At 70.3% G+C, this 12918-nt stretch carries 3 protein-coding genes; all 3 read left to right on the top strand.

Translation table 11 applies throughout. The features are described 5' to 3' along the window. The first annotated feature begins 38 nt into the window (after window positions 1-38). Window positions 39-7802 (top strand): beta-ketoacyl synthase N-terminal-like domain-containing protein, encoded by a 7764-nt coding sequence (locus tag ACYP33_RS14745; protein ID WP_459622655.1) that lies wholly within the window; start codon window positions 39-41, stop codon window positions 7800-7802. After that, a complete protein-coding gene (locus ACYP33_RS14740; RefSeq protein WP_459622578.1) occupies window positions 7799-9124 on the top strand; it encodes a flavin-containing monooxygenase in 1326 nt (441 codons plus the stop codon). The genes ACYP33_RS14745 and ACYP33_RS14740 overlap by 4 nt, the downstream gene beginning before the upstream one ends. Continuing rightward, window positions 9121-12918: beta-ketoacyl synthase N-terminal-like domain-containing protein (locus ACYP33_RS14735; RefSeq protein WP_459622576.1), on the top strand; the 3798-nt coding region annotated here is incomplete at its 3' end. The genes ACYP33_RS14740 and ACYP33_RS14735, both read left to right, overlap by 4 nt.

Raw genomic sequence — 12918 nt, 5'->3', positions numbered from 1 at the left:
CGACGCGTTCGGCCGCCGCGCCGACCGCTCGCGAGCCGATCGCGATCGTCGGCATGAGCGGGCGCTTTGCCCAATCGGCCGATGTGGACGAACTCTGGGCCCATCTGCTGAACGGGCGCGACCTGGTCACGCCCGCGACGCGCTTCGATCTCGACACGCCGTATCGCGACGCCGCGCCCGGCACGGTGTGCCGCGACGGCAGTTTCCTCGACGACGTCGCGCGTTTCGATGCGATGTTCTTCGGCATTTCCGGCCTCGAGGCGACCTACATGGACCCGCAGCAGCGGCTGTTCCTGGAGGAAGCCTGGAAGGCGCTCGAACATGCCGGCCATGCCGGCGAGGACATCGCGGGGCGTCGCTGCGGCGTGTTCGTCGGCTGCAGCGCCGGCGACTACCAGGAGCTGTTCCAGACCCAGCCGCCGGGGCAGGCGTTCTGGGGCAACACCAGCTCGCTGATTCCCGCGCGGATCGCGTATTACCTCGATTTCAAGGGGCCGGCGGTGGCGGTCGATACCGCCTGCTCCAGTTCGCTGGTGGCGCTGCATCTGGCCTGCCAGAGCCTGTGGAGCGGCGATTCGGAGATCGCCTTGGCCGGCGGCGTGTTCGTGCAATCCTCGCCGCGTTTCTTCCTGTATGCGAACCAGGCCAACATGCTGTCGCCGTCCGGGCGTTGCGCCGCGTTCGGCGAGGGGGCGGACGGCATCGTGCCCGGCGAGGCCGTGGCGGCGCTGGTCCTGCGGCCGTTGTCGCAGGCGCTGGCCGACGGCGACACCGTGCTCGGCGTGATCGCCGCGAGCGGCACCAATCAGGACGGCACCACCAACGGCATCACCGCGCCGAGCGCGCTGTCGCAGGAGCGGCTGATCCGCCGCCTCTACGACGACGCGGGCATCGACCCGATCGGCATCGGCATGATGGAGGCGCACGGCACCGGCACGGTGCTCGGCGATCCGATCGAACACACCGCGCTCACGCGTGCCTTCGGCGCCTATACCGAGCGGCGCGGCTTCTGCGCGCTCGGCTCGATCAAGGCGAACCTGGGCCATGCCACCACGGCGGCCGGCGTTGCCGGCGTGGTCAAGATCCTGCTGGCGCTCGGCCACCGCACGCTGCCGCCCGCGATTCACGTCGGACGCGGCAATCCGGCGATCGACATGGCGGCCAGCCCGTTCTTCATGAACGAGGAAGCGCTGCCGTGGCCCGGGCATGACGCGCCGCGCCGCGCGGCGATCAGTTCGTTCGGCTTCAGCGGCACCAATGCCCATGCGGTGATCGAGGAAGCGCCGCCGCAAGCGCACGTGCCGGCCATGTTGCCGGCCTGTCTGGTGGTGCTGTCGGCGCGCAGCGAGGCGGTGCTGCGTCGGCAGGCCGAGCGTTTGCTCGCGCGCGTCGAGGCCGAGCCGAGCCTGGCTTGCGGCGACCTGGCCTTCACGTTGCTGGCGGGGCGCAAGCATTGCCAGCACCGCCTTGCGGTGGTGGTGCGCGATGTCGCCGATCTGGCCGTGCATCTGCGCGGCTGGCTGAACGCCGCGCCGGATTCGGCGGTGCGGGTTGCGACGCTCGACGAGCGCGATCCGCACGATGGCGTGAGGCACGACTCGCCGGGCGCGCTGCTGATCGAGCGACTGGCCGATGGCGCCGGCGGCGACGATCTGGCCTACCGGCAAGCGTTGCACGATCTGGCCAACTGCTATCTGGCCGGTGAGCGTCTGCCCTACGGCACGCTGTTCGGCGCGCATCGCATGCGCCGCATTCCGTTGCCGACCTATCCGTTCGAAGGCAAGCGCTACTGGGTGGAGGGCGCGGCGGCCAAGGCCGGTGACACGTCCGGGCCGGTGGCCGCGCCTGCGGCCGATGCCCTGGCGGCCGGGGGGGATCTGGCGCGGTCGCGGCAGGATTCGGCCGCATCGCCTGTTCTTGCGCAGCCGGAATCGGCTGCGACGCTGTCGCGGCAAGGGACGGCCGTAGCGCCTGTTCTTGCGCAGCCGGAATCGGCTACGACGCCGTCGCGGCAGGATCAGGCCGTAGCGCCTGTTCTTGTGCAGCCGGATTCGGCTACGACGGCGTCGCGGCAGGATCAGGCCGTAGCGCCTGTCCTTGCGCAGCCGGAATCGGCTACGACGCTGTCGCGGCAGGGTCCGGCCGCATCGCCTGTCCTTGAGCAACCTGATTCGGCCACGACGCCGTCGCGCGTTCGACTCGAAGCGTTGACGTCGTTCGCCGCCGCATCGCGTGCGTCGCATGCCTCGCTGGCGGCAGTACCGCCGCGGGTCGGGCTGGCCGCGCTGGCGTCGTTCGATGCCGTGCCGCCCGCATTGCTGCCGTTGTCGCACGATGCGCTCGCGCACGTCGTGCACCGGCTGACCGACCAGGACGGCGTACGCGCCGTGACAAGCGACGCACCGTGGAGTGCATCGCTGGCCCGACGCTTGACGGCGGAACTGACCGAGGCTGGCGCGGATGCCGGCGTGCATGCCGTGCTGCTCCGACTGCCGTCCGCCAGCCTTGCCGAACCGGACGATGCGCTGCAGGGTGCGGGCGCGGCGTTCGCACATGCCGCGCTGGCGTGCAGCGTGCCCGTGATCGCGAGCCTGCCGGCCGGTGCCGACGCCGCCGTGTTGTGCGCGGCGATGCACTGCGATTTCCTGGTGCTGGCCGAGGCCGCGCGGTATGTCTGTCGTGCGCCGCTGTCGGCGGAACAGGCGTCGCCGTTCGTGCTGCGGCTCGGCACGGACGCGGCGCGTGCGCTGCTGGCGGCTCCGCAAGGCCTGAGCGGGGCGGCCTTGCGCGAGCTTGGCGCGCGCGGCGCCATCGTCGCCGAGGCGCAGGTCGAGGCCGAGGCGCGGGCGCTGGCGCAACAGATCGCCCAGGCGCCACGTCTGGCGCTGGCCGAGCTGAAGCGTCACATGCGCGGCGCGCTGCCGGCGAGCCACCCGGCGCAGCAGGGCGAACCTGTCTGGGACGCGGCGGCGTCGACGCCGTCGCCGGCTGCCGCCGCGCGCATCGTGAGCACGCTGCGGTTCGACGGCGGCGCGGTGGAACTCGATGCGTACGACGACGGGGTGGCGGTGGTGCGGATGGTCGAGCACGAACACCGCAACATGTTCACGCCGCGCCTGATGCGCGATCTGCTCGACGCGTTCGAACGGATCGCGCGTTCCGCCGATTTCAAGGTGGTGGTGCTGACCGGCCACGGTCGCTATTTCGCCTGCGGCGGCACGCGCGAAGGGCTGGAGGATCTGCAACGCGGCGACGGGCGCTTCACCGATCTGAAGATCTACAGCCTGCCGTTCGATTGCGAACTGCCGGTGATTTCCGCGATGCAGGGCCATGCGATCGGCGCGGGCTGGTCGCTCGGGATGTTCGGCGATCTGCGGCTGTTCGGCGCCGAAGCCGTTTATCACAGCAACTATCTGCGTTTCGGCTTCACGCCCGGCGCCGGCGCGACGCTGGTGTTTCCGGATCGGCTCGGCGACGAACTGGGTCGCGAGGTGCTGTTTTCGGCGCGCGAGTACAAGGGGCGCGAGCTGGCCCGTCGCGGTGTCGCGACGGTGCTGCCGGCCGCGCAGGTCGTGCCGCGTGCCATGGAGATCGCGCATGGTCTCGCGCGCGCGCCGCGCGCCGAACTGCTGCGCGCCAAGGCGGCGCAGCGCGTGCGGCTCGGCGCGCGGCTGGAGCGCGTGTTCGAGCGCGAGTTGGCCATGCACGAGACGACTTTCATCGGTAATGCCCAAGTGAATGAACGGATTCAGCGCGCGTTTCGCGAGCAGGACGAGCGCGCGGCGTATCTGCCGCGTGTGGCTCCGGTGGAGGCTGCGGGGGTAGCGGCGGTAGCGGTGCGGCCGGTGGCGACGATCTCGCCGCGTTCGGCGATTCGCGAGGCCGTGGTGGCGACGCTGGCCGAGGAGTTGATGATCGATGCGGCGGAGATTCGCGATGGCGCGAAATTCCTCGACCTCGGTCTCGATTCGATTCTGGCCGTGACGTGGTTGCGACGGCTCAACGCGCAGTTCTCGATAGAACTGCCGGCGACCAGCGTCTACGCGTATCCGAGCGTGGGCGCATTGGTCGAGCGTGTGGTGGCGCTGGTGGGCGTGACGCCGGTTTCGCCGGTTCCAGTGGCCGACGTGCCGCCGGTTTCGGTGGAATCCGTTGCTGTTGCTGTCGCCGTTGCCGCGACGGCGGATGCCGCATCGTCTGCGAGGGCAGTTCGCGAAGCCGTGGTGGCGACGCTGGCCGAGGAGTTGATGATCGACGCGGCGGAGATTCGCGACGGCGCGAAATTCCTCGACCTCGGTCTCGATTCGATTCTGGCCGTGACGTGGTTGCGACGGCTCAACGCGCAGTTCTCGATCGAACTGCCGGCGACCAGCGTCTACGCGTATCCGAGCGTGGGTGCATTGGTCGAACGCGTGGCGTCGCTGGTAGCCTTGACGCCGGCTGTGCCAGTCGCTGGGGTGTCGCCAGTTGCATCGGTCGCGCCAGTCGCGGCGGTGTCGCCGGGGCCGCGAACCGACGTGCCGCCGGTTTCGGTGGCATCCGATGCCGCGATGGCCGATGCCGCATCGTCCGCGCGTGCCGTGCGCCCGGCGATCCGCGAGATCGTGGTGGCGACGCTGGCCGAGGAGTTGATGATCGATGAGGCGGAGATTCGCGACGGTGCGAAATTCCTCGACCTCGGCCTCGATTCGATCCTGGCCGTGACGTGGTTGCGACGGCTCAACGCGCAGTTCTCGATCGAACTGCCGGCAACCAGCGTCTATGCGTATCCGACCGTCGGCGCCTTGATCGAGCGCGTGGCTGAGATGGGCCTTCGCGCGCCGGCTGCCGTATCCAAGCCGGCTGCAAGCGCGGCAATGCCGGCCATGGCTGCGGCCAGCCGTGCCGCCATCGACGTGACGGCCCGATCCGCCGGGCGTACCGATGCATCGACCGAAACCGGCGGCATCGCGCCGCCGCCAGCACCGGCAGCGGCATCAGCACCGGTGTCGGCAGCGGCAGCAGCATCAGCATCAGCATCAGCATCAGCATCAGCACCGGCGTCGGCAGCAGCACCGGCAGCAGCACCCGCACCCGCACAGCCAGCCATCGCATCCCCTGCCGCACCCGCCCGCCATGTCGCAACCGGTCCCGAGCCGGTCGCCATCATCGGCGCGTCTGGCCGGTTTCCGAAGGCGGCCGATCTGTCGGCCTTCTGGGCCAATATCCGCGATGGCCGCGACTGCATCGACGAGATTCCGGCCAGCCGCTGGGATATCGCGAGCCACTACCATCCCGATCCGCTGGAGCCGGACAAGTCGTACAGCAAATGGATGGGCAGCCTCGACGACATCGACGCGTTCGATTCGCTGTTCTTCAACATCACGCCGCGCGAGGCGGAGCTGATGGACCCGCAGCAGCGCCTGATGCTGCAGCATGCCTGGCACGCCATCGAGGATGCCGGCATCGATCCCTCGCAGCTCGCCGGCAGCCGCTGCAGCGTGTTCGCGGCCAGCGGGCCGAGCGGCTACGCCGAGCAGGTCGGCGAGCGCAACAGCTACAGCCTGACCGGCAATTCCGGCTCGATCCTGGCGGCGCGGATCGCCTATCTGCTCGATCTGCACGGGCCGGCCGTATCGGTCGATACCGCGTGTTCCAGCTCGCTGGTGGCGATCGTCGAGGCCTGCAAGAGCCTGTCGCTCGGCGAAAGCGACCTGGTGCTGGCCGGTGGTGTCTGCGTGATGATCGGGCCGTCGATGCATGTCGACACCAGCAAGGTCAGCATGCTGTCGAAGGATGGCCGCTGCTTCAGCTTCGATCACCGCGCCAACGGCTTCGTGCCGGGCGAGGGAATCGGCGTCGTGCTGCTCAAGCGCCTGTCCGACGCCGAGCGCGACGGCGACCCGATCCACGCGGTGATTCGCGGCTGGGGGCTGAACCAGGACGGCAAGACCAACGGCATCACCGCGCCGAATCCGCATGCGCAAGCGCGTCTGATGCGCGACGTGCACCAGCGCTTCGGCATCGATCCGGCCACCATCGGCCTGATCGAAGCGCACGGCACCGGCACGCCGCTCGGCGATCCGATCGAGGTCGAGGGGCTGGCCGATGCGTTTGCCGGGGTCGGCCCGGGCGTGTCGTGCGCGCTCGGTTCGGTGAAGAGCAACATCGGTCACACGCTCGCCGCCGCCGGGGTGGCGGGCGTGCTCAAGGCGATGCTGGCGCTGCGCGCGCGAGAGATGCCGCCCACCATCAACTTCGAGCGGCAGAACCCGCACGTGGTGCTGCGCGGCACGCCGTTCCGCATCAATACCGAGCGGCAGCCGTGGCCGTCGCCGCGTTTCGGTGGGCGACGCGCGGCGGTCAGTTCGTTCGGCTTCAGCGGCACCAACGCGCATCTGGTGCTGGAGGAGCCGGCGATTCGGGAGGCCGCGCCTGTTTCCGTCGTGAACGGCCCGCTGGCTTGTCTGTGGTCGGCGGCCAGCGTCGGGCAACTGGTCGAGACGGCCGGTGCGCTGGCCCGGCATCTCGCCGCGCATCCTGCGCTCGATTTGCCGCGCTTCGCGGCGACGCTCGCAATCGGCCGCACCGCGTTCGTCTGGCGGGCCGGTTTCAGGTTCGACGGCCGCGCCGACCTGCTCGGCAAGCTGACGGCGATCGCCGACGGCAACTGGCAGGCAGCCGGCGTGCAGCCGGCGAACGCCACGCAATCCGCCGCCTGGTCGGTCGACGACGGCGCCGCCCGGGCCTTGCTCGACGCCTGGGTGGCGGCGCGCGACCTGGGCCGCCTGGTGGACGCCTGGCGGCTCGGCGCGCCGCTCGACTGGCGTCGGGTGTATCCGGCCGGGCAGGGGCGCGTGCATTTGCCGGGCTATCCGTTTGCGATGGAGCGGCATTGGGTGGCTCGGGCGGCGGCGGGGGTGCCGTCGGCAGCCGTGTCGTCGCCGATGGCCGCGTCGTCACGGATGGCCGTGCCGCCGTCGGCAGCCGTGCCACCGTCGACAACCGTGCCGCCATCGGTCGCTTTGCCCGGCAAGCCGCATCCGCTGCTGAACCGCAATGCCTCGCTGCCGGGCCGCACTCGCTACGTTGGCGAGATTCGCGGCGACGAGCCGTATCTCACGCATCTCCAACACGGCGCCGATCGTCTGCTGCACGGCCTCCAGTACCTGGAAATGGCTCGCGCGGCCGGGGAACTGGAAACCGGGCGGCCGGTGCCGGGGCTGAAAAACCTGATGTGGGGCCGGCCGACGCGCCTCGACGGTTCGCCGCGCGAGCTGAGCGTGGTGCTCGCGGCGGACCCGGACGGGCTGCTGTACCACGTCCATGCCGACGGCGAAGAAGCCGAGCCCTGTCATTTCGGCGAACTGATGCTCGATCCGGCCGAGGCGCGCTGGCCCGCCGCGCTCGACGTGGCGCGCGCCGACGCGCTGCTGCGCGGGCGCGAGATCCACCACGAAGCCGGCGAGCTGCTCGCGCGCGTGACGTGCGAGCCCGCCGAACCCGGCGCGGCCATGGCGCTCGATCCGTGGCGGCTCGGCGCGGTCTGGCCGCTGGTGGCGCGGTATGTCGGCAGCGACGCGCCGGGCGGATGCTTCCCGAGCCTGGCCGGCAGCGTGCTGCATCGCGGCGGCTTGCCCGACGCGTTGCTGGTGCGGATCTGGCGCGAGCCGGCCGCGGCGGCCGGCCTCGGCCGTGACGAAGCCGGCCCGATGATGGTGGCGCTGTATGACCTGCAGGGCGCGCCGCGCCTGGTATTCGACGATCTGGTGACGGCCGCCTACGACGCGCTGGCCGGCATTTCCCTGGAGGAAACCCAATGAACGCGGCAGAAAAAGTAGCCATCATCGGTGGCGGCCCCACCGGCATCGGCATCGGCCGGGAACTGCTCGCGGCCGGCATCGATTTCGATCTCTACGAGGCCGAGGCCGATTTCGGCGGCGTCTGGAACAGCGAGGCGTCGTGCGGCCGGGCGTATCCGTCGCTGCACCTGATCTCGCCGAAGTTCAATACCCAGTTGCAGGATTTTCCGATGCCCGACAGCTACCCGGATTATCCGAATCACCGCTTGATGCTCGACTACATCCGGGCCTGCGCGAAGGCGTCCGGGCTTTATCCGAAGGCGCGCTTCAACGCGCGCGTCGCGCGCCTCGAACCGGTGGGCGCCCGCTGGCGGCTCGTGACCGACAGCGGCGCCGAGGAGACCTACGCGCTGGTGGTGGTGTGCAACGGCCTGCAGCGCGTGCCGCATTATCCGCAGCCGCTGCCGGGCCGCTTCGACGGCGAGACGCTGCACACCAGCGAATACAAGTCGCCCGAACAGTTGCGCGGCAAGCGCGTGCTGATGATCGGCGGCGGCAATTCCGGCTGCGACATCGCCGTGGACGCCGTGCATCACGGCCGGCGCGTGCTGCACAGCACGCGGCGCGGCTACTACTACCAGCCCAAGTTCATCGCGGGCAAGCCCACGCCGCAATGGATGATGGAGCTCGGCAACAAGTTCGCGACCAAGGCCGAGACGCTGTCCTATATCGAGGAAGTGTTCCGCATGGCCGGCTTCGACGGCGCGGACTACGGCCTGCCGAGGCCCGACTATCCGCTCGATGCCGCGCATCCGGTGATGAATTCGCAGATCCTCTATCACATCGGTCACGGCGACATCGTGCCGAAGGGGGCGGTGGCGTCGTTTGCCGGGCGCGAGGTGCAGTTCGCCGACGGCACGCGCGAGGAGATCGACGTGATCGTCTACGCCACCGGCTACGACCGCGATTTCCCGTTCCTGGCGCCCGACCTGCTGCACTGGAAGGACGGCGTGCCGGACCTGTTCCTGCACGCGGTGCCGCGCCATCTCGACAATCTGATGTTCATGGGCTTCATCAACGCGGCCGGCGGCCTCGGCGACGGCCTCAAGACGCAGGGCCGCTTCGTGGTCAGCTACGCGCGCGCGTTCTTCGCGCGCTCGGGCGGGCTCGAACGCTTCCTGGCCGCGAAGCGCGTGGATTCTCCCGATCTGGGGCAGGACTACTTCGTCAAGTCGCGCCGCCATCAGTGGGAAGCCGACCTGTGGAAGCTGCTGGCGCAGATGCGCAAATATCGCGACCTGCTGGAGCAGGACGCGCTCGAACTCGAGGCTACGACGCGATGAATGCCGGAAACGCCGACGAATTGCGCGCGCGGATGCGCGCCGTGCTCGATGAGGAACTGGTCCAGCGCGCGCGCGAGCGCGTCGCGCAGGCCGCCACCATCGCCCAGGCGCAACAGCCGGCCGAGCCGGCCGCGCATGCCGACGATCGTCTCGAACGCGACGTGTTGCGCATCGCGGCGGCGGCGCTGCGGATGCCCGAAGAGCGGCTCGCACCGGACGAGAACCTGGCGCGTTACGGGATCGATTCGATCTCGATCACCGAGATCATGGTGCAGATCTCGCGCTTCTTCGGCGTGTCGATCGCGCCCACCACGTTTTTCGAGGCGCGTCACCTGAACGACCTCGCGCAGATTTTGCGTTCGCGTTACGGTGCGGCGATCGCCGCGCATTACGGGGCGGATGAAGTGCAGCCGGCGGTTGCGGCGGTCACGGCGGTCGGGGCCGGAGCCGCCGCTGTCACCGCTGCGGCGGCTCCGGCGCAGACGCCGACTGCCGCTCGCCATCCCGCGCAGCCCGCGCAATGGCTGGCGCGTCATCGCCGGGCGATCGCGCGCGGCGTCGATACGGCATCCACGCCGGCGCCGCTGCAAACGCAGCCCGCCACGGCATCCGCTCCGGTGCCGCTGCAAACACAGCCCGCCACGGCATCCACACCGATGCCCCCGCAAACCCAGCCCGCCGCGCCGCAGCCCTCCGCCAGCCCATCGTCCGCCCACGCCCCGGTGGCCGTGATCGCGATGGACGGGCGCTTCGCCCGCAGCCCCGATCTCGACGCCCTGGCCGAGCACTTGCGGCGCGGCGACGATTGCATCGAGGAAGTGCCGGCCGACCGCTGGGACTGGCGCGCGGTGCACGGCGATCCGAAGCAGGGCGCCTTCACCGACGTCAAGTACGGCGGCTTCGTGCCCGGACACGACCGCTTCGACGCGGCGTTCTTCAACATCTCGCCGAAGGAAGCGGAGTTGATGGACCCGCAGCATCGCCTGTTCATCGAATGCGTGTGGCGTCTGATCGAAAGCGCCGGCTACGCGCCCGGCTCGCTGTCGGGCCGCAAGGTCGGCATCTTCCTCGGCATCAACCTGCAGGATTACGCCACGCTCGCGAATCAGTCGGGGCAGATGGATGCGGTGCAGTTGACGGGCCTGGGTCATGTGTTCTGCCCGAACCGGCTGTCGTTCCTGCTCGACGTGCATGGCCCGAGCCAGGTGATCGACACGGCCTGTTCGAGCTCGCTGGTGGCGATCCACCGCGCCGTGATGAGCATTCGTCACGAAGGCTGCGAGATGGCGATCGCGGGCGGCGCGAACCTGATGCTCTCGCCGCTGCAGCACATCATGTTTTCCCAAGTGGGGATGATCTGCCCGGATGGCCGCTGCAAGACGTTCTCGCGCGATGCGAACGGCTATGTGCGCGCCGAAGGGATCGGCGCGGTGCTGCTCAAGCGGCTCGACCTGGCCGAACGCGATGGCGATACGATCCTCGGCGTGATTCGCGGTTCCGCCGAGAATCACGGCGGCGCGGCCACCTCGCTGACCGCACCGAACCCGCGCGCGCAGGCGCAACTGATCGTCGAGGCGCATCGGCAGGCGGATATCGATCCGCGCAGCGTCACGCTGATCGAGTGCCACGGCACCGGCACCCCGCTGGGCGATCCGATCGAACTGGACGGCCTGAAAAGCGCGTTCGACACGCTCTATCGCGAGCGCGGCCTGACGGCCGACGATCGGCAAGCCGCTCCGCGCTGCGGGCTCGGCTCGGTGAAATCGAACATCGGTCATGCCGAAACGGCGGCCGGTGTCGCCGGCCTGATCAAGGTGCTGCTGGCGATGCGCGACGGCGTGCGGTATCGCAGCCTGCATTGCGCGCAGCCGAACCCGTTGCTCGACTTCACGGGCAGCCCGTTCGAACTGCTGCACGAGGCCAGCGCCTGGACGCGGCCGGTGCTCGACGGCGTGGAGCTGCCGCGTCGCGCGGGCCTCAGTTCGTTCGGCGCCGGCGGCGCGAACGCGCATCTGGTGATCGAGGAATACCGGCCGCGCGCCGATGCCGATGCCGCCACCGCATCGGCCGCGATGCCGCCGTCCGGCCCGTTCGTGGTGCCGCTCAGCGCCAAGAACGACGCCGCGCTGCGCGAGGCCGCCGCTCGCCTGCTCGCGTTCCTGCAACGCGGCGCGGCGCTCGACGCCATGCAGTTGCGCGATCTCGCCCATACCTTGCAGTTGGGTCGCGATGCGATGCGCTTCCGCCTGGCCTGCACGGTGATGGACCACGCAGGCCTGTTGCGGCAACTGTCGGCGTTCGTTGCCGGCGAGGCGAATGCCGCCGGTGGCGCGGTGTCGGGCGTGGTCGAGCGCACGCGCGGCGCACGCGCCGAGCCGATCGATCCGCTGTCCGCCGGCCTCGACGCCGCCACGCTCGCGGCGCGCTGGGCAGCCGGCGCGGCGCCCGACTGGGCGCGCCTCTACGGCGAGCCGCGGTTGCGCGCGCCGCGCCGCGTCGCCTTGCCGACCTATCCGTTCGCCTCGAAGCGCTTCTGGCTGCCGCAGGTGGAGGCCATCGCCGCCGCCGCGCCGCCTGCCGCACCGGGGCTGAGCCTGCGCGAGATCGGTCCGAAGCGCTATGCGCGCGCGCTCGATGCGAGTGCGTTCTTCCTCGATCATCATCGCGTCGGCGGGCAGCCGATCCTGCCCGGCGTCGCGTACCTGGAACTGATCCGCGAGGCCGTGCAGCGGGCCGGCATGGGCGCGCTGCCGATCCGGCACGTGGTCTGGCTCAAGCCGATGGTGGTGACGGGGCAGGCCACCGTGGAGGTCGAGATCATCGACGATGGCGGCGGCTGGCCGCGCGCCGAGGTCCATTGCGTGGATGCCGCAGGCGTGCGTCAGTTGCATGCCCAGGCACGCCTGGCCACCGATGGGGCTGTACCGGCCGCGCAGGCGCACGCGCGTTTCGACGCCGCCCACGCGCAGCGCTACGACGCACGGCATGTCTACACGCTGTTTTCGGCGATGGGGATCGAATACGGGCCGGGCCACCGGGCGATCGAAAGCCTGGCGCTGGGCGTCGACGAGAGCGGCGCCAAACGCGTGCAGGCGCAGTTGCGCCTGCCGGCCGAGATCGCGGCCAGCGAGGCCGTGTTCGTGCTGCATCCGAGCCTGATGGACGGCGCGTTCCAGGCCGCGCTCGGCATGGCGCTCGACGCCAGCGGCGCGGCGCCGAGCGAGGCGGCGTTGCCGTTCGCGCTCGATTCGGTCGAGATCTTCGCGCCATGCACCGCCGAGATGCGGGTGTCGATCGTCGAATCGCGCGATGCGCCGGCGAATCCGCGCGTGCGCACGCTCGATCTCGAATTGCGCGACGCGGCGGGCGTCTTGTGCGTGCGCATGGGTGGCTTCGCCACGCGCGTCAAGTCGTCGGACGATGCGCCGACGCAGTGGCTGTTGCCCGCATGGCGTCCGGTACCGGCCGACGGCCTGGCGGACGTGCAGGCCGACGACGCGCTGCGTGTCGATCCTGCGCAGTTCGACGCGCGGCGCGTGCTGCTGGGCGATGTCGCCGGCTTGTCGCCGGCTGCATTGGCGGCGAGCTTGCCGGGTTGGCAATGCGGCGCGCTGCCGACATCGGCTGCGGAGCCGGCGCAGCGTTACGGCGCGGCGGTCGAGCACCTGCTGGCCGAGGTGCAACGGCTCGCCCGTAACGCACCGCGCACGGCGTTGCTGCAAGTGGTCGTGCCCACCGCACGAGGCGACGACACGCTGCTGGCGGGCCTGAGCGGCCTGCTCGACAGCGCGGCG

This window comes from Burkholderia sp. 3C (assembly GCF_054589155.1).
The sequence above is the reverse complement of the archived record's forward strand: the minus strand, read 5'-3'. Positions and strand labels throughout refer to the sequence as shown.

Excerpts from the sequence above, each read along its gene's own strand:
- ACYP33_RS14740 (WP_459622578.1), top strand. The coding sequence starts at position 7,799 with ATGAACGCGGCAGAAAAAGTAGCCATCATCGGTGGCGGCCCCACCGGC.